The organism is Rathayibacter sp. CAU 1779 (genome assembly GCF_054551755.1).
The window spans coordinates 19,887-38,133 of sequence record NZ_JBTOLK010000002.1 but is presented as its reverse complement, the minus strand read 5'-3'; the positions used below and the strand labels follow the sequence as shown (position 1 = coordinate 38,133).

The following is an 18,247-nucleotide window of genomic DNA, read 5'->3' as shown; positions in this document are numbered from 1 at the left end:
GTCCTGTCTGTCGTGGCGGCGGGAATGTGCTGCCGGGCTCGCTCGAGGCGTGAATCCAGTATGCCGTCAGCGACCGGAGCGGTCCGTGCGGCCCGGCTGAGTGTCACGGACCCGCGCCTCGGCGATCAGGGACAGCATCCGCTCCGCACCGTCGCGGACGCCGACCGCGGCCGCCGCCTCCGCCATGTGGGCAAGCGCTGCAGGGTCGGCGAGGATCGAAAGGACGGAGTCGCGCAGCCGCTCGGGCGTGAAGTCGGCGTCATCGATCAGCACGGCTCCGCCCGCGGCGACGACACCGGCCGCGTTGAAGCGCTGCTCGCCGTTGCCCACCGCGTACGGAACGTAGAACGCCGGGATCCCCAGCGCGGACAGCTCGCTCACCGTCGCGGCTCCGGCGCGCGAGATCGCGGCGTCGGCGACCGCGAGAGCGAGGTCCATGCGGTCGCAGTAGTCGATGAGGTGATATCCGTCGACGTCAGGGTCGGAGAACTCGGCTGAGCCGCCCTGGATGTGCAGCACCTGGAATCCGGCCGCCGTGAGGGCGTCGGCGGATGCCGTCACCGTCGCGTTGATACGTCGCGCGCCCAGCGATCCGCCTGTGACCAGAAGCGTGGGGCGATCCTCGAGTCCGAAGTAGGCGAGGGCTTCGCTGCGAACCGCCGTACGATCGAGGTCCTCGATCTCGCGACGCAGCGGCATCCCCACGAAACGCGCGTGCGCGATGGCCGTGTTCTCGAACGCGACACCGACGAACCGCGTGTAGCGGGCGCCGAGCTTGTTGGCCATGCCGGGCTTCGCGTTCGCTTCGTGCAGCACAAGCGGGACGTCCTCGCGATGCGCCGCCGAATAGGCGGGTGCTGACGCGTATCCGCCGAAGCCGACCACGACATCCACACTTCTGGACTCGATGAGGCGGCGCACGGTGGCCACGCTGGAACGGAAACGGGCGGGGAATCGCAGGGCAGCGGCATCCGGTCGGCGAGGGAAGGGCAGCTTCGGGATGGTCACCAGCTCGTAGCCCCTGGCCGGGACCAGCCTGGCCTCGAGCCCTTCGGCTGTGCCGAGGACGATGATCTCGGCATCCGGTTCGACACGGCGCAGAGCGTCGGACACGGCGAGCAGCGGGTTGACATGGCCGGCGGTGCCCCCGCCGGCCATCAGGTACACGGTCATCGCGGCTGCGTCCGTCGAGCCTTCTTGGGCGAGGTGGTCCTGGTGAAGGACAGCACGACGCCGATGCCGAACAGCGAGGAGATCAGGGCGGTACCTCCGGATGAGATCAACGGGAGAGGGACGCCGAGCGTCGGGACGAGCCCGAGCACGACGCCGATGTTCACGAGCGCCTGACCGACCAGCCAGACCGTCACCGCCGCCGTCACCGTGCGGGCGAACGGGTCGGTGTTCGCGTTCATGATACGGACCAGCACCACGGTCAGGAAGACGAACAGTCCCAGCACGACGATCGCACCGATGAGCCCGAGCTCCTCGCCGATGATCGAGAAGATGAAGTCCGTGCTGGCGGCGGGAAGCCAGTTCCACTTCGACGTGGAGTTGCCGAGGCCGACGCCGAAGATGCCGCCGCGAGCCAGGCCGAAGTCGCTCTGCTGCATCTGCCAGCCGGTGCTCGTCGGATCCGTTCCTCCCGGGTGCAGGAAGCTGAGGATGCGATCGAGCCTGCTTTGTCGGGATACCGCGAAGACCACGGCGATACCCGAGGCGATCACCGCCGTGGTGAGCAGCTGACGCAGCGGGATCCCGACGAAGAACATCGTGCCGAGAACGATCGCGGCCATGATCAACGTCGTGCCGAGGTCGCCGCCGCCCAGCACCAGGCCGATCGCCACGGCCGAGACGATACACACCGGGAGGAGCCCGTACTTCCACTGCCGGATGCGGTCCCACTTCAGCGCGACGAACATGCCCAGCCACAGCACGAGGCTGATCTTGATGAGCTCTGACGGCTGGAAAGCGTATCCGCCGATCTCCAGCCAGTTCTTGTTCTGGTTGATCCTCACACCGAGGTTCGTGAAGACGGTGGCCGCCTGCAGCGCACACGATGCGATGAGCATCGGCCATGCCATCCGCTTCCACCATCCGGAAGGGATGCGCGAGGCGACGAGCATCAGGGGGACCCCGATCGCCGCGAAGATGCCCTGGCTGAGGAACCGGGCGAAGAAGTTGTCGTCGTCGGTGTGCGAGTCGACGGACGAGGACGAGAGCACCATCACCAGGCCGAAGACGACCATGAACAGCGTGAGCCCGAGCAGCAGGAAGTAGTTGGACGACTCGGACTGGAAGACCCGGCTCATCGTGATGCGGGCGGCGAGAAGTCCGCGGGTCGCCGCATCGACCTCGGCCTGCACGGTCTTGGCCGGAGCAGACTTCGGCAGAGCGGACGCCGTCTGCACGGTCTTCGCCTGCGATGCCTTGGGCACCGTCCGGGTTGAAGTCGACGCCGACTGGGTCGTCCGTGGCGCGGGCTGTGCGGATCGCGACGTCGTGCGCGAGGCCTGCGATGGGCGGCGCGCCGGAGTGGCCCGCGATCCGTTCGCCTGAGTAGGAGCCGTCACGATGCCTCCTCCCCCGATCATTCGCGCAACCGCGCTCTGGTCTCTTGTGCGGGCTTTTCGCCGCGCAGTCACGGGAAGCGCCCGGTGGTTCTCAGTCCCCGAGGTAGTCGCGCACGGCCTGCGCGAACTTGTCGCCTCGTTCGGCGAAGCCCGAGAACTGGTCGAACGACGCCGCCGCGGGCGCCAGGAGAACCGTGTCTCCCTCACGCGCCAGTGACGCTGCCGACCGGACCACCTCCGGCATCACCTGCTCAGTCTCGCCGGGCTCCACGACGAGAATCGGCACGTTCGGCGCGTGTCGTCGGAATGCCGCCAGCACGGGCTCGTGATCGACTCCGATCACGACCACCCCGGTGAGACGACCGGCGTGCCGCGACACCACATCGTCGAGCTCGACGCCCTTCAGATCGCCACCCAGAACCCACACCACGGAGTCGTAGGCGCGCAGAGAGGCATCAGCGGCATGCGGATTCGTCGCCTTTGAGTCGTCCACCCAGGCAACTCCTCTCGCTTCGGCGACGAGCTCGATGCGGTGGGCGTCCAGTCGGAAGGACTTCAAGGCATCGTGGATCGTCTCCGCCGAGACGCCGAACGAACGAACCAGAGCGCTCGCCGCGAGAATGTTGGCCACCACATGCGGAGCGGCGAGACCGACCTCACGCAATTCGTCGAGCGTCGTGAGCTCCAGTGCAGCCGTGGCGCGATCGTCCAGGAACGCTCTGTCGCACAGGATGCCGTCCACGATCCCGAAATCGCTGGGCCCGGGTGAATCGAGACCGAACCCGATCGCACGTGCACCCTCCACCACGTCGGCGTCCTCGACCATGCGCAGAGTCGCGGCATCCGCCCTGTTGTAGACGCAGGCGACCTTCGTGTTGTCGTAGACCTTGCCCTTGACGCGCGCGTATTCGGCCATCGAGCCGTGGAAGTCGAGGTGGTCCTCGGCCACATTGAGGCACGCGCTGGAGAACGGGAAGATCTCGCCTCCCGCGTTCCGCCCGAGCCAGTGCAGCTGATAGCTGGAGAGCTCGACGACGAGCACGTCGAAGCCCTGCGGATCGCGCACGGCGTCGAGCACCGGGATCCCGATGTTCCCGCACGGGGCAGCACGCACCCCGTCCGCGACCAGGAGCGTCGCCGTGAGCTGCGTCGTGGTCGTCTTGCCGTTGGTGCCGGTGATGCAGATCCACTCCGCGGGAGGCGTCACCTTGTCACGCACGCGCCATCCGAGCTCAACATCGCTCCAGACCGCGATGCCCTGGGTGTCTGCCCACTCGAGGACGGCGTGATCGGGATGGAACACACCCGACGTGACGACGACGACCTCGGGGTCGAAGGAGGTGACGGCATCCGGAACCGACTCGAGCGGATCGACGACGAGGCGCGCGCCGATGACCTCGAGCAGTCGTGCGCGCTCCTCGTGCAGGGTCTCGGCCGCCACCAGCACGTCGGCGCCCAGCTCGGCGAGCGTGTCGGCGCTCGAGAACGCCGCGACGCCGAGCCCGAGGACGAGGACGCGCAAGTCCCGCCAGTCCGAGCGCCAGCTGGTCAGCTCTGCGAGCCGCTCGGCGCGTGCACCGGGCGGGGTCACGACGTCCTCGACAACCACTCGAGGTAGAACGAGCCGACGCCGGCGGCCACGAGCAGACCGGCGATGATCCAGAAGCGCACGACGACAGTGACCTCCGCCCATCCCTTCAGCTCGAAGTGATGATGGATCGGGCTCATCCGGAAGATGCGTCTGCCGTGCGTCACCTTGAAGTAGGCCCGCTGCAGGATGACGGATCCCGTCTCGATCACGAAAAGGCCGCCGACGAGCACGAGCAGGAGCTCGGTGTGGCTGAGGACGGCCAGCGCCGCCAGCGCGCCGCCCAGTCCGAGCGATCCCGTGTCGCCGAGGAAGATCTGCGCGGGAGACGTATTCCACCAGAGGAATCCGACGAGCGATCCGACGATCGCCGCTGCGACGACCGCGAGATCGAGCGGGTCCCGCACCGTGTAGCACTTGAAGAGGTTGTCGGTGTCGATGGTGTCGCTGAAGCAGGACTGGTTGAACTGCCAGAACCCGATGATGATGTACGACCCGATCGCGAGGATCGACGCCCCCGTGGCGAGCCCGTCGAGACCGTCCGTCACGTTCACGCCGTTCGAGGTGGCGGTCGTGATGAGGTTCACCCAGATCAGGTACAGGATGATGCCGATCACCGGGATGCCACCGATGACCATGAGGTCGATGGGCAGATCCCGGATGAAGGAGATCTGCGTCGAAGCGGGCGTGACGCCCTGCTCGCTGGGGAAGTTGATCGCCAGGATGCCGAAGATCGTCGCGACGATGACCTGCCCGGCCACCTTCGACCATCCGCCGAGGCCCAGGCTGCGCTGTTTGCGCGTCTTCATGAAGTCGTCGACGAACCCGACGATGCCGAGCCCGACCATCATCAGCAGCACGAGGAGCGGGGATGCTGACAGGCCGTCACCGCCGTTGATCAGCACGGCGACGAAGTAGCCCACCAGTGTGGCGAGGATGATGACGATGCCACCCATGGTGGCCGTGCCGCGCTTGGCGTGGTGCGACTGGGGTCCGTCGTCACGGATGAACTGACCCCAGCCCAGCCGATGGAAGATCTTGACGAACACCGGCGTCAAGAAGAGTGAGAAGGCCAAGGAGAGCGCTCCGGCCGTCAGTAGTGCTCTCACGAGAAAAGTTCTCCCAATCGGTCTCCCAGGTGGCGAAGCCCGGCGGAGTTCGACGACTTCACCAGGACGGTGTCACCGTCCGTGAGCAGGTCTCTCAGCAGCTCGAACGCCTCGTCCTGAGTCTCCACGAACTTCGACTCACCGTCCCACGAGCCCTCGTTGATCGTGGAGATGTGCATGCGGCGAGCCCCGGATCCGACGATCACGGCCTGGTCGATGCCGAGCCGCACGATCATGAGGCCTATCCGGTCGTGCTCTGCGCCCGACGCCTCGCCGAGTTCGCTCATCTCGCCGAGCACCGCTATCGCGCGTCCGCCCGGCTCGCGGAGCTGCACGAGCGTCTTCAGCGCTGCCGACATCGAGTCAGGGCTCGCGTTGTAGGCGTCGTTGATCACGGTCACGCCGTTCGCGCCGCCCATGACCTCCATGCGCCAGCGTTCGGCCCGGGTGACCGACTCCAGGCCGGCCACGATGTGGTCGATGCCAACACCGAGCGCGAAGGCAGCGGATGCTGCTGCCAGGGCGTTGGCGACATGGTGCTCGCCGAGCACGCGGAATGACACCGGCGCACTGCTGCCGTCCGGCAGGTGGAGAGCGAACGCGGTGCCGGATCGGCCGGCACGCACATCCGTCGCCCGTACCCGATCCGATGCCTCGTCTCCGTCGAGTCCGAACCACAGGACGTTCGCCTTCGTGATGGCGGCCATCGCGGCGACTCGCGGGTCGTCGGCATTCAGCACAGCGGTGTCGCCGGCGTTCAGATCGGTGACCATCTCGGACTTCGCGCGCTGTGTCGCCTCGATGCCCCCGAACTCGCCGGCGTGGGCAAGGCCGACCTTGAGCACGACACCCACGTCGGGTTTGGCCATGCGGATGAGCCGGGCGATATCGCCCTCTCGGCTCGCGCCCATCTCGGCGACGAGGAACGCCGTCTCTTCCGTCACCTCGAGCATGGTGAGCGGTGCGCCGACCTCGTTGTTGAAGGACGCGCGCGGTGCGACGGTCTCCCCCACCCGCGACAGGATCGCGGACAGCAGGTTCTTGGTCGTCGTCTTGCCGTTGGAACCCGTGATGCCCACGATCCGCAGGCGCCCGCCGACACGAACCTTCGCGATCACGGTGCGGGCGAGATCGCCCAAGGCGTCGACCACGTCCGGCACGACGATCTGCGTCGTCTCCGTGTCGAGCTCGTGGTCCACAACGAGGAGTGCCGCGCCGCGCTCCACGGCCTGCGGAGCGAAGAGATGCCCGTCGGTGAACTCACCGGGCTTCGCGAAGAAGATCCCCCCTGGGGTCACCTCTCGGGAGTCGGTGTACGAGAGGCCGTCGACCACGACATCCTCGATACCCACCGCACCGAGGACGCGGCCGCGCACGGCATCCGCGATCTCACCGATCGTCATGCCGATCACGACAGCCACCCCGCTTCACGCAGAGCGAGCCTCGCGTCGTCACGTGCCGAATAGGGCAAGTGCACTCCTGCAACCTCCTGGTAGTCCTCGTGTCCTGGTCCGGCGTAGAAGACGACGTCGCCCTCGCCGGCATGGGCGATGGCCGCACGGATGGCCGCACGCTGGTCGGCGATCTCCTCGACGTGGGCGTCCGGCACGGCATCCAGCGCACCGGTGATCAGTGCAGCGCGGATGGCCGCTGGGTCTTCGAATCGTGGATGGAAGTCGGTGATGATGACTTCATCCGCTCCCCTGGCCGCAATGGCGCCCATGTCGGCCCGCTTGGTGGCGTCGCGGTCGCCGTCCGCGCCGAACACCATGATGATCTTGCCCGGAGTGACCACACGGAGCGAGGCGAGGGAGCGCTCGAAGGCGTCCGGCGTGTGCCCGTAGTCGACGAAGACGACGGGTCCGCTCTCGCCGGACACGCGTTCGGCGCGGCCGGGGATGTAGGCCTGGATGCCGCCGTCGCGCGACAGCACGTGCCCGATCGCCTCGAGGTCGTATCCGGACTCGACGAGCATGACGATCGACAGGGCCGCATTCGCCGCCATGAAGGAACCGAGGATCGGGATGCTCGTGGTCACCGAACGCCCGTCGGGCCCGAAGAGTGTGAACTCCGTGCTGTCGATGCGCTGCTCACCCAGCTCGAGTCGCCAGTCCGTCTCCGCGCCGGCGACGGTCGACAGGGTCGTCACCGGGATGCGGGATTCCTGGGCAATCCTGCTCCCCCACTCGTCATCGACCGTGACGACTCCGCGTCGCGCGCGATCCGGCGTGAACAGCGCAAGCTTCGCCTCGAAGTACTCGTCCATCGACTCGTAGTCGTCGAGGTGGTCGTGGCTCAGATTCGTGAATCCGACGACGTCGAACACGATCCCGTCGACGCGGTGGCGACTGAGTGCCTGGGCCGAGACCTCGATGGCTGCCGCTCGAACTTCTGCCTCGCGCATGCGTGCCAGCAGACCGTGCAGTTCGCTCGCCTCCGGCGTCGTCAGCGAGCTCGTCACGGCGTCATCGCCGATCCTGCGCTCCGCGGTGGAGCTCAAGCCGGCACGAACACCGAGCTGCGCCAGGATCGCGGTGATCATGTACACGACGCTGGTCTTCCCGTTCGTGCCCGTCACCCCGAACAAGATCGCGGGATTCTCCCCCGTGCGATAGATCCAGGCCGCGACATCGCCGAGAACCGCACGCGGGGCGTCGGTGACGATGACGGGAATGCCCGCGTCGGCGGCAAGCGCGGCGCCGGCGGGATCCGTCAGCACGGCCGTGGCACCTGCCTCAGCGGCACCGGCGGCGAACGATGCCCCGTGCACCCGCGCACCAGGGAGTCCGACATAGAGATCCCCTGGCTCGACTGCCCGCGAGGAGACGGTCACCCCGCTCACTTCGACGGAGTCGACCCGCTCCGACGACTCGAACCCGAAGTCGGCCACCAGCTGCGACAACGACCGGGAAGAGGGATGCTCGGGGCGAAGCAGCGCGCTGCCCGTTCCGGTCACGTGGCTCACTTTCAGTAGGTATCGGGATAGTTCGCTGCCGGCGCCGTCGACGGCTGCACCCGATAGGCCTTGAGCACCTGGCTCATCATCGTCTTGAACAGCGGACCAGCCGCAAGGGACGATGTAATCGTAGTCGGGAAGCCGATGTTGACCGAAACCAGATACTGCGGATCGTCGACCGGAGCGACGCCCATCACCGACACGTAGTAGCTCTTCTGGTACCCGCCGTTGCCGTCGGGTTCCTGGGCGGTTCCGGTCTTCGCTGCCACGAGATAACCCGGGATCTCCGTGTCGGGAAGCGTCGAGATCGGACCACCTTTCAGCACGTTCTCGAGCATGCCCAGGATCTGCTGCGACGTCTTCGCGGAGACCACCCGCTCGCCCTTGGCCGACGGGATGTCCGTCATGGTTCCGTCCGCCTGCTTGCAGCCGTCGACGAGAGTGAGCGGAAGGCGAACACCGCCGTTCGCGAGCGCCTGGTACGCGCTCAGCATCTGGGCCTGAGTGGTCGAGAGGCCCTGTCCGAAGGTCGTCGCGTAGCGGGTCTGCGCATCCCAGGTCGACGGATTCGTGAACTCACCGCTGAGCTCGCCCGGGAAGTTCACGGCCGTCTTGCTTCCGATGCCGAACTTCTTCATGAACTCGTAGCGTTGCTGGTCGTCCATGCTCGTGCCGAGCTCCGACATTCCGACGTTCGACGACTCGGTCAGCACGCCGGTCAGCGTCAGGCGCTGAACCGGGTGATACTCGTTGTCCGCGACGTAGACGCCCTTCTGCGGCGTGAGCGTGTCGGGGACCACCAGGTGGCTTTCCGGTGTTGCCTTGCCCGTGTCCATCAGGGCCGCGGCCGTCAGCGGCTTGAAGATCGAGCCCGGTTCGTACTGGTTCTGGAACATCATCGCGTTCCAGTACTGGAGGGGTGTTCCGTCGAGGTTGTTCGGGTCGGCCGAGGGATACTGCGCCGCCACCCGGATCTTCGCATCCTTGATGCTGACGACGCTGACCATCCCGAACTGGGCTCCGAGCTCCGGCACGACCTTGGCCAGTTGGTCCTGGGCGAACCACTGCAGGTCCGGGTTGATGGTGGTCACGAGCTCGCCGCCGTTCTTGGCGGCCTTCTGCACCTTCGTGCTGCCTGGGATCGTCACGCCGTCCGCACCGACCTGGTACGTCTCCTCGCCGTTCGTTCCAGCGAGGCACGCGTTCTCGCCGTCCTCCAGTCCTGCCTGAGGCACGCCCTCTCCGTTCAGGAACCCCAGGATGTTGCCGGCGACGGCCCCGTTCGGATACACCCTCGTCTGATGGCTCGTCGCGTTGAGCCAGTCGATGTTCAACGCCTGGATCTTCTGATAGGTGGCGGCGTCGACGTTCTTCACGATGGGCGCGTACATCGATTCTTTGTTCTTCGCGAGCGCCGACGCGATAGGTCCGGTGATGTCACTGGACTGCTGACCGGTGATCGCAGCGATCGCCGACGCCGCCTGGTCCAGAGTGACCTTGGACGTCTTCCCGTCCACCGTCATGTCGAATTTCTTGGTCGTGAACTTCGGCGTGGCGATGAAGTCGTAGCGCAGCACGCTCCGTGCGAGAACGGTGCCGTCTGAGGCGACGATGGACCCTCGCGTGCCCTGGATCTCCTGCACGTTGCCGCGCTTCTCGGCCGCTTGGCGATCGAGGGCGTCCGCCCGAACGACCTGCACATCGACAAGGCGCACGACGAACACGATGACGATGGCGAGCACCGCGGCGATGGCGACAACCGTTCGGCGTCGATGGGACTTCGCGGACGTCATGCGGCAAACCTCGCAGGCGGATCAGTGGGTCGAAGGTGCGGGGAGCGCCCCTGTCGTCCACGGTACGGGCGAGTCATCGGCCTGAGCCTGATCCGTGGACGGTGTGCCCGATCCCGCGGCCGATCCGGCCGCTCCGTCGGTGCCGTTCGTGCCCGTCGCCTGGTCGCCGGCTCCACCGGCCGCGCCGTTCTTGCTCTTAGTGGTCTTCGGGGCGTTGACGAGTGGGACATCCTGCGTCAGCGCGTTGGCGACGAGCTGCCCCGTGCCACCCGCCGCAGCCGATGCCGGCGCGGGCGAGCCGATCACCGCTCCATCGGAGAGACGGAGGTACACGGGCGTTCCGTTGTTGACCATCCCCAGCGCCTCGGCGTTCGCTGCCAGGTTCTGCGGCGAGGACAGCGCGTCGACTGTCTCGGACGCCTGCTGGTACTGGCGTGCGAGCCGCGACTTGTCCGCCTGCAGCGACTCGATCTTGTACGCGCCCTGCGAGACGCCGATCGACAGCAGCAGCTGCGTGACGACGACGATCATCACGGTGAGGACGGCGATAGCAGCGTAGAAGAGCTTGGGACGCGATCGACGGGATGCCCGTGGCAGCGCCTCGAGGCGGGGCGCGCCGCGCTCGGCCGGTGTTCGCCTTGTCGCTGGAAGCGACGCGGTCGCCTGGCTCATGTGGTCCCCCTGATGCGTTCCGCCGCACGAAGCCGCACGGGGATCGCGCGCGGATTCCGCGCCCTCTCCTCGTCGTCGGCCAGTTCGGCCCCCCTGGTGAGCAGTTTCAGTTCAGGCCTGTGTTCCGGCAGCTCCACCGGCAACCCCGCCGGTGCCGTGGATGTCGCCTTGGCCTGCAGCGCACGCTTGACGATCCGGTCTTCCAGCGACTGGAAGGACATGACCGCGATCCGTCCGCCGACGCGCAACAGATCGACCGCACGTGGGATCGCACGTTCGAGAACGTCGAGCTCATGGTTCACTTCGATGCGCAGCGCCTGGAAGACGCGTTTCGCCGGATGCCCCGCACGCTGGACGGCCGCAGGCGTCGCATCCTGGATGATCGCCACCAGCTGTCCAGACCGCACGATCGGCGTGGTCGCCCGTGCCCGGACGATGGCTCGCGCGTAACGAGCGGCGAGCTTCTCCTCGCCGTAGTCGAGGAAGATGCGTCGCAGGTCGTTCTCGCTGTACTCCGCGATCACGGTCTCAGCGGTGAGCTCGCTCGTGGCGTCCATTCGCATGTCGAGCGGAGCGTCCTTGGAGTAGGAGAAGCCGCGCTCCACCCGGTCGAGCTGCAGGGACGAGACGCCGAGGTCGAACAGCACGGCGTCGACCGTCCTGTAGCCGAGCGAAGCTGCGGCCTCCGCGATCCCGTCGTACACCGTGTGCACCACCTTCAGCCGCTCGCCGAAGGCTCCGAGCCGCTGCGATGCCAGGCCGATCGCCTCGAGGTCGCGATCGAGCCCCACCACGGTGAGTCCGGGGAAGCGCTGCAGGAATGCCTCGGTGTGCCCGCCGAGCCCGAGAGTGGCGTCGACGAGCACCGCACCGTCGTGTTCGATCGCGGGCGCCAGCAGCTCGACGCAGCGCTCGAGCATCACGGAGAGGTGGATGTCGCGTGGATCGTTTGAATCGACCATGGAACTCGGGGCTCGTAGCCCCTGGCGTCGGATCCCCATCCACACGCCACCTGACACCGGGGAAGGTGAGTCAGGGTGCGGTCTGTGGCTGGGAGTCCGGCGCCAGGCGCTAGAACAGCCCCGGAATCACCTCCTCGGCGGTCTCCGCGAACGACGCCTCGTTCGCCTCGAGGTAGGCATCCCAGGCGGCGGAATCCCAGATCTCCGCGCGGTTGCCTGCACCGATCACGGTGAGATCCCGCTGCAGCCCCGCGTACGTCCGCAGAAGCGGAGGGATCGTCACACGGTGCTGCTTGTCGGGGACCTCGTCGCTTGCTCCGGAGAGGAACACGCGCAGGTAGTCACGAGCCTGCTTGCTCGTGACCGGCGCCTGCCGGATCTTCTCGTTCAGCGACTCGAACTCGCGTCGGGGAAAGACGTAGACGCAGCGTTCCTGGCCCCTTGTCATGACGAGTCCCGATTCGAACTCATCACGGAATTTCGCCGGGAGGATGATGCGCCCCTTCTCGTCGAGCTTCGGGGCGTAGGTGCCAAGAAACATCGGCTCCTCCCCCGTCGTTCTGCGCCGCGAGCCCGCGACACCCTCCACTTTACTCCACATCCATCCACTTGACACGGAAAGATGACGGATCCACAGCGTAGACACCTCCCCCATGCCGCGGAAAGACGCGGAAGTGCGGCAGTGGAGCGTGGTGGAGGAACAGTGAGGACAGTGGCGCGGATGCGCGTGTCACGCCGCCGCCGTGTGCGACAGCACCCTCGGCGCGAAAACTCGTCGCCACGACTCATTCGCGGGCGCCAGTCGTGGGCGTCCGCCGTGGGCGTCAGCGCGCAAGCACTCGAGAAAGGTGCACGAACGCCGATGTGGCCGGCTTCAGCAGAGCGCGGCTTCCCGATGCGTCATCGGCGCAGAAACGGCGGGTCGGGACAGCGGCACGTCCGAAGGGAAGGCCCGGAGCGCATGGACAGAACCGAGGTGACAGGGGCCGGGCAGGAGAGGGCGTCAGGCGGGGAGAAACGAACGGAGGAAGGCAAGAGCAGAAGACGACGATCAACAGTCCGTGATCACGGGCCCAAGAGAAGACAAGGCGTCATCGATTGTCGGCCGACGCCGACCACGCCCCGACGACGGACGAACTAGCGGTCGCCCTCTTGCCGCTTGTCCCACCGCTCGTTCAGCTTGTCCATGAAGCCCGGCTCGGTCGGCTTTGCCGGCGGTTGATCCTGCGGTGCTTCACTGGCTGCGGCGGCAGCGCGCTTGGCCCTGCTGGGTGTGATGGCGAGCAGGACACCGGCGAGCATCAGCACGAAGCCGAGAATCCCGACGATGATCTGCTGGATGAACACCCCGGTCAGCAAAACACCCACGCCGATGACTGCGAGAAGGATGCCGAGAACCACCGCGCGGTAGGTCGGGCGCACGCGCGCTCCGCCGACCTTCGCGACGAAGTCGGCGTCATTCTGATAGAGACTGCGCTCCATCTCATCGAGGAGGCGCTGCTCGTGCTCCGAAAGCGGCATCCTTGTCCCCCTCAGGCTTACGAGAATGACGATGTTGTGACTTCTGATTCTAGTCTTGCTGCCGCAGCTAGGCTAGGCACGTGCCCGAAAGCAACCGACTGATCGACCTCGTGGATGACCGGATCGGACGTTTTCTCGAGTCACGCGAATCCATTGTCTTGTCCATCGCCCCTGAGGTTGGTCCGCTGGCGGCTTTCTCCCGGCAGTTTCTCAGTGGCGGCAAGAGGTTCAGAGCCCTGTTCTGCTACTGGGGCTACCGCGCCGTCCGCGATGCTCGCGACGCGGGGGAATCGGATCGGCTCGACTCCGTCGTCGGAACGGCCGCGGCGTTGGAGCTGTTCCACGCCGCCGCACTCGTGCACGACGACATCATCGACAGCTCGGACACCCGTCGCGGAGCCCCGTCCGCGCATCGCCGATTCGAGGCATTGCACAGAGAGAACGGATGGGAGGGCTCCGCTGCCGACTTCGGCACCGGATCCGCAGTCCTTCTCGGCGACCTGCTGCTCGGCTTCAGCGACGACCTGCTTGCGGAGACTCTGAGCGAAGGAGTCTCCTCCGATCGAGCGAAGGGCGTGCGACGTGAGTTCGGAAGGATGCGCGCGGAGGTCATCGCAGGTCAGTACCTGGACATCCTCGAGGAGAGGTCCTGGCGCACCGGCCGCGAAGAAGATCTTCTCCCCCGCGCGGAACGAGTGATCGTCTTCAAGTCCGCGAAATACAGCGTGCAGGCTCCGCTCGTGTTGGGGGGTCTGCTCGCCGGCGGAACGCTCGGACAGCTCGACACCCTCCGCGAGTTCGGTCTGCCACTCGGCATCGCGTTCCAGCTTCGGGACGATCTCCTCGGCGTCTTCGGCGACTCCGAGGTCACAGGCAAGCCGAGCGGCGACGACCTCCGGGAGGGCAAACGGACCGTGCTCGTCGCTCTCGCGCGCAAGACGCTGCCCTCATCGGCCCGGAATGTACTGGACGAACTCCTCGGCGATCCGGATCTGAACGACGACCAGATCCGCATGCTTCAGAGCACCATCGATTCCTCGGGCGCGACGGCGGAGGTCGAGCGGATGATCAAGCTCAACGTTCAGCGCGCCAACCACGCCCTCGATGACGCACCGCTCGCCGACGCTGCCGTGAACCAGCTTCGGGACCTGACCCGCTCGGTCAGCGATCGAGTCGCTTAGCCGGGTAGGCAGCTGCCGCGGAGTGCCGTCAGGCCAGTGCCTGAGCGACGCGTCGCACTTCGGCCTTGCGTCCGGCCCGCAGGGCGTCGATGGGTGCCGCGCCGAGACTGTCTTCCGTCTCGAGCAGCCACGTCATCGCCTCGTCGTCGCTGAATCCGGCATCCGCGAGCACGATCAGGGTGCCCCGGAGCTCGCTCAGCGGCTCATCGCCGACGATGAAGTCCGCTGGAACCTTCAGCACGCCGTCCGCCCGGCTGCCCAGGAGGTGTTTGTCCTCCAGGAGACGGTGGATGCGTCCGACTCCGACTCCAAGCTGGTCAACCAGCTCGGGAACGGTCAGCCAGGTTCTCTCGTCGCTTCTTACCTCGGATTCGGGACTCGCTTTTGCCACCCGACTAGGGTGCCACGAGGTTCCCCATTTCCGCACTTCGGCGTGCCTCATTCGTTACCGTGTTCTACCGGGGCGCGCACAGGGTCGTCCGTAGACTCGTCGAGTGACCGCGAGCCAGCCCGATCCGATGCTCGGTCGTCTCGTCGACGGCCGGTATCAGGTGCGTTCGCGCATCGCGCGCGGAGGCATGGCGACCGTGTACCTCGCGACCGATCTGCGCCTGGAACGTCGGGTGGCGATCAAGGTCATGCACGGTCATCTGGCCGATGATGCGCAGTTCAAGAACCGGTTCGTGCAGGAGGCGCGCTCGGCTGCCCGGCTTGCACATCCGAACGTGGTCAGCGTGTTCGACCAGGGCCAGGACGCCGACATGGCGTACCTCGTCATGGAGTACCTTCCCGGCATCACCTTGCGAGACCTGCTTCGCGACTACGGCAAGCTCACGCCTGAGCAGACGATCGACATCACCGACGCCGTGCTGTCCGGGCTGGCTGCCGCGCATCGCGCCGGTATCGTGCACCGCGATCTCAAGCCGGAGAACGTGCTCCTCGCCGACGACGGTCGCATCAAGATCGGTGACTTCGGCCTCGCCAGGGCCGTGACCAACAGCACGGGCACGGGACAGGCTCTGCTCGGCACCATCGCGTACCTCTCCCCGGAGCTCGTCACCAGGGGCGTCGCCGACACTCGAAGCGACATCTACGCGCTCGGCATCATGATGTTCGAGATGCTCACCGGCGAACAGCCGTTCAAGGGCGAGCAGCCGATGCAGATCGCGTACCAGCACGCCAACGACGCCGTGCCTGCGCCGAGCACGCTCAGTCCGGACGTCCCGCCCGAGTTGGATGAGCTGGTGCTGTGGGCCACGGCGAAGGATCCGTCCGACCGGCCGGCCGACGCGGGAGTGATGCTGGACCGCCTTCTGCAGGAGGAACGCGAGTTGCGCCTCCCCGACCCCGAGACCGGCGCGCAGCAGACGCTCGTGCTGCCGGGAACAGGGGTGACGGCATCCGAGTCGGACACGCAGCTGATCGCCTCGGCGGCGCAGGTGCGGCCGGAGGCCTCTGCGACGGATGCGGTGGCCGCACTCGCCACGATGACTCGGCGGCGGCGGACCCGCGGATGGTGGCTGCTCGCGCTCGTGCTCGTGCTCGCGGCGGTCGCAGGCGGCACGGGATGGTACTTCGGCGGCGGGCCGGGATCCCAGGTGCAGATCCCCACGGTCAACGGCCTGGCGCTGGATGCCGCCAAGTCCGCGCTGACGACGGCCGGTTTCACCGCGAAGGACGACCAGGTGTATTCGTCGACCGTGCCGACCGGTTCGGTCGTGTCATCCGATCCGGCGCAGGGTGCGAAGGCGCCGAAGGGCTCGGAGGTGACGCTGCACGTGTCGAAGGGCCGGGAGCCCATCACCATCCCTCCTCTCGCCGGGCTGAGCAAGGCGCAGGCGCAGAAGGCGATCACCGGAGTCGGCGCCGTCGTCGGCACCGTCGACGAACAGTTCAACGGTGACGTCGCCAAGGGCACAGTGATCTCGGCGGCCAAGGCGGAGGATGACAAGTCTGATCTCTCGAAGGGCGGCGGCTACTACAAGGGCGAAAAGGTGAACCTGGTGGTGTCCCTCGGTCCGGTGCCTGACGTGACAGGCAAGACGGAGGCGGACGCACAGGCCGCGCTTCAGGCTGTCGGCCTGAAGTCCACCGAGGGCAAGAAGGAGTACAGCGACGACGTCCCGCAGGGGTCCGTGGTGTCGCAGGCTGCGCAGAACCAGGGTGCGGTTCGGCCCGGCGACACGATCGTGCTCGACATCTCGCGCGGACCGCAGCTGTTCCCGGTGCCCGACGTCGTGGGCATGACGAGAGATCAAGCGAAGAAGGCCCTCACCGACGCGGGATTCGTGCCCGACTACAACGCCTACTGGGACGTCATCACCGACAACCTGACGAAGGTGACTGCCACCGATCCGGCCGCGGATTCCGAGCAGCCCAAAGGCGCAACGATCAAACTGACGATCACCGGCTCGTTCTGATCCGAGAAGTGAAACAGTCCGGCCGCTGACCTCGACGACCGTCGACGTCAGCACGCCGCGGACTCAGATCGCGCCGAGCTCCTCGGCGACGAGGAACGCCAGCTCGAGCGACTGCATGTGGTTCAGTCGCGGGTCGCAGAGCGATTCGTAGTGCGTGGCGAGCGTCGCCTCGTCGATGTGCTCCGATCCGCCGAGGCACTCGGTGACATCGTCCCCGGTCAGCTCCACATGGATGCCGCCCGGAATGGTCCCGGCATCGCGGTGTGCCTCGAAGAAGCCCTTCACCTCGTCGACGACGTCCTCGAAACGGCGCGTCTTGTATCCGGTCGGGGTCGTCAGCCCGTTCCCGTGCATCGGATCGGTGACCCAGACCGGTGTCGCGCCGTGACGCTTGATCGCTTCGAGGAGCGGCGGAAGCGCATCCCTGATCGTGCCGGCACCCATGCGGGTGATGAACGTGAGTCTGCCGGGTTCGCGCGCCGGGTCGAGCTTGTCGATGAGGCGGAACATGTCGTCGGGCGTCGTGCTCGGTCCGAGCTTGACCCCGATCGGGTTGCGCACCCGACTCAGGAAGTCGACGTGGGCGCCGTCGATCTGGCGGGTGCGTTCGCCGATCCACACGAAGTGGCCCGAGGTGTTGTACGGAGTCCCCGTGCGGGAGTCGATGCGCGTCATGGCCCGCTCGTAGTCCATGAGGAGAGCCTCGTGGCTGGCGTAGAACTCCACACGCTTGAGTTCGTCGAAGTCCGCACCCGCGGCCTCCATGAACTTGATGGCCCTGTCGATCTCGCGTGCCAGACGCTCGTAGCGCTGATTCGCCGGGTTGGCGGCGAAACCGCGGTTCCAACTGTGCACCTGCCGCAGATCCGCGAAACCGCCCTGCGTGAACGCGCGGATGAGGTTCAGCGTGGACGCCGCAGTGTGGTAGCCCTTGACGAGCCGACGCGGATCCGCCGTGCGCGACTCGACGGTGAAGTCGTAGCCGTTGACCATGTCGCCGCGGTAGGCGGGCAGCGTCACGTCGCCACGCGTCTCGGTGTCGCTGGATCGCGGCTTGGCGAACTGGCCGGCCATGCGACCCATTTTGATGACCGGAACGGATGCGCCGTAGGTGAGCACGACAGCCATCTGCAGCACCGTCTTGACGCGGTTGCGAATCTGATCTGCCGTCGCTCCGGCGAACGTCTCGGCGCAGTCGCCGCCTTGCAGCAGGAACGCACGTCCCTGAGCTGCGGCCGCGAGCCGCTCCTTCAGCTGGTCGACCTCGCCCGCGAACACCAGCGGTGGCAGGCTGGCGAGCTCCTCGGATGCCACGGCAGCGGCATCCGGATCCGGCCACGTCGGCTGCTGCCTTGCTTCGAGCGTTCGCCAGTGGTCGAGACCGGCGATCACGGACTCATCGGCGGGGACGACAGGGTCGGAGTGATCGAGCAGCACAGGCGGGAATTCCACTTCTTGCGGGGCATTGCGCCGGA

The 18,247-nt window shown here is 66.7% G+C and carries 15 protein-coding genes; 2 read left to right on the top strand and 13 right to left on the bottom strand.

Annotated features, from left to right (window positions below; genetic code table 11):
- Positions 1 to 66: 66 nt before the first annotated feature.
- The 11 genes from ACX9R5_RS11125 to ACX9R5_RS11075 form a co-directional block, all read right to left on the bottom strand.
- The gene (locus ACX9R5_RS11125; RefSeq protein WP_459409112.1) at positions 67 to 1,173 is read right to left on the bottom strand and encodes a UDP-N-acetylglucosamine--N-acetylmuramyl-(pentapeptide) pyrophosphoryl-undecaprenol N-acetylglucosamine transferase; all 1,107 of its coding nucleotides are present in this window, start codon (positions 1,171 to 1,173) and stop codon (positions 67 to 69) included.
- Positions 1,170 to 2,435 (bottom strand): putative lipid II flippase FtsW, encoded by a 1,266-nt coding sequence (gene ftsW, locus ACX9R5_RS11120; protein ID WP_459409111.1) that lies wholly within the window; start codon positions 2,433 to 2,435, stop codon positions 1,170 to 1,172. Before ftsW ends, ACX9R5_RS11125 begins: the two co-directional genes overlap by 4 nt.
- 226 nt (positions 2,436 to 2,661) lie before the next feature.
- The gene (murD, locus tag ACX9R5_RS11115) at positions 2,662 to 4,161 is read right to left on the bottom strand and encodes a UDP-N-acetylmuramoyl-L-alanine--D-glutamate ligase (protein WP_459409110.1); all 1,500 of its coding nucleotides are present in this window, start codon (positions 4,159 to 4,161) and stop codon (positions 2,662 to 2,664) included.
- Positions 4,158 to 5,267 carry a phospho-N-acetylmuramoyl-pentapeptide-transferase gene (mraY, locus tag ACX9R5_RS11110; protein ID WP_459409109.1) on the bottom strand — a complete coding sequence of 370 codons (1,110 nt, stop codon included), beginning with the start codon at positions 5,265 to 5,267 and terminating at the stop codon, positions 4,158 to 4,160. Before mraY ends, murD begins: the two co-directional genes overlap by 4 nt.
- A complete protein-coding gene (locus ACX9R5_RS11105) occupies positions 5,264 to 6,679 on the bottom strand; it encodes a UDP-N-acetylmuramoyl-tripeptide--D-alanyl-D-alanine ligase (protein ID WP_459409664.1) in 1,416 nt (471 codons plus the stop codon). Before ACX9R5_RS11105 ends, mraY begins: the two co-directional genes overlap by 4 nt.
- Positions 6,676 to 8,232 carry a UDP-N-acetylmuramoyl-L-alanyl-D-glutamate--2,6-diaminopimelate ligase gene (locus ACX9R5_RS11100; RefSeq protein WP_459409108.1) on the bottom strand — a complete coding sequence of 519 codons (1,557 nt, stop codon included), beginning with the start codon at positions 8,230 to 8,232 and terminating at the stop codon, positions 6,676 to 6,678. The genes ACX9R5_RS11105 and ACX9R5_RS11100 overlap by 4 nt, the downstream gene beginning before the upstream one ends.
- Before the next feature lie 2 nt (positions 8,233 to 8,234).
- Positions 8,235 to 10,016: a peptidoglycan D,D-transpeptidase FtsI family protein gene (locus tag ACX9R5_RS11095; protein WP_459409107.1), complete on the bottom strand. Its 1,782-nt coding sequence runs from the start codon at positions 10,014 to 10,016 to the stop codon at positions 8,235 to 8,237.
- A 21-nt stretch (positions 10,017 to 10,037) separates the two neighbouring features.
- The gene (locus tag ACX9R5_RS11090; protein ID WP_459409106.1) at positions 10,038 to 10,688 is read right to left on the bottom strand and encodes a hypothetical protein; all 651 of its coding nucleotides are present in this window, start codon (positions 10,686 to 10,688) and stop codon (positions 10,038 to 10,040) included.
- Complete coding sequence (rsmH, locus tag ACX9R5_RS11085) at positions 10,685 to 11,650, bottom strand: 16S rRNA (cytosine(1402)-N(4))-methyltransferase RsmH (protein ID WP_459409105.1); 966 nt, start codon at positions 11,648 to 11,650, stop codon at positions 10,685 to 10,687. The genes ACX9R5_RS11090 and rsmH overlap by 4 nt, the downstream gene beginning before the upstream one ends.
- A gap of 109 nt (positions 11,651 to 11,759) precedes the next feature.
- Complete coding sequence (gene mraZ / locus ACX9R5_RS11080) at positions 11,760 to 12,191, bottom strand: division/cell wall cluster transcriptional repressor MraZ (RefSeq protein ID WP_459409104.1); 432 nt, start codon at positions 12,189 to 12,191, stop codon at positions 11,760 to 11,762.
- Positions 12,192 to 12,787: 596 nt separating this feature from the next.
- Complete coding sequence (locus ACX9R5_RS11075; RefSeq protein WP_459409103.1) at positions 12,788 to 13,171, bottom strand: DUF3040 domain-containing protein; 384 nt, start codon at positions 13,169 to 13,171, stop codon at positions 12,788 to 12,790.
- Positions 13,172 to 13,251: 80 nt separating this feature from the next.
- On the opposite strand from ACX9R5_RS11075, the gene ACX9R5_RS11070 reads away from it, so the two are divergent.
- Positions 13,252 to 14,352, top strand: coding sequence for a polyprenyl synthetase family protein (locus ACX9R5_RS11070; protein ID WP_459409102.1), 1,101 nt, complete (start codon positions 13,252 to 13,254; stop codon positions 14,350 to 14,352).
- A gap of 28 nt (positions 14,353 to 14,380) precedes the next feature.
- Here ACX9R5_RS11070 and ACX9R5_RS11065 read toward each other — a convergent pair whose 3' ends face one another.
- Positions 14,381 to 14,743, bottom strand: coding sequence for an Rv2175c family DNA-binding protein (locus tag ACX9R5_RS11065; RefSeq protein ID WP_459409101.1), 363 nt, complete (start codon positions 14,741 to 14,743; stop codon positions 14,381 to 14,383).
- Positions 14,744 to 14,846: 103 nt separating this feature from the next.
- On the opposite strand from ACX9R5_RS11065, the gene pknB reads away from it, so the two are divergent.
- Positions 14,847 to 16,772: a Stk1 family PASTA domain-containing Ser/Thr kinase gene (pknB, locus tag ACX9R5_RS11060; protein ID WP_459409100.1), complete on the top strand. Its 1,926-nt coding sequence runs from the start codon at positions 14,847 to 14,849 to the stop codon at positions 16,770 to 16,772.
- Positions 16,773 to 16,835: 63 nt separating this feature from the next.
- Here the strand turns inward: pknB and ACX9R5_RS11055 are convergent, their stop codons facing one another.
- The gene (locus ACX9R5_RS11055) at positions 16,836 to 18,206 is read right to left on the bottom strand and encodes a class II 3-deoxy-7-phosphoheptulonate synthase (RefSeq protein ID WP_459409663.1); all 1,371 of its coding nucleotides are present in this window, start codon (positions 18,204 to 18,206) and stop codon (positions 16,836 to 16,838) included.
- Positions 18,207 to 18,247: the final 41 nt, after the last annotated feature.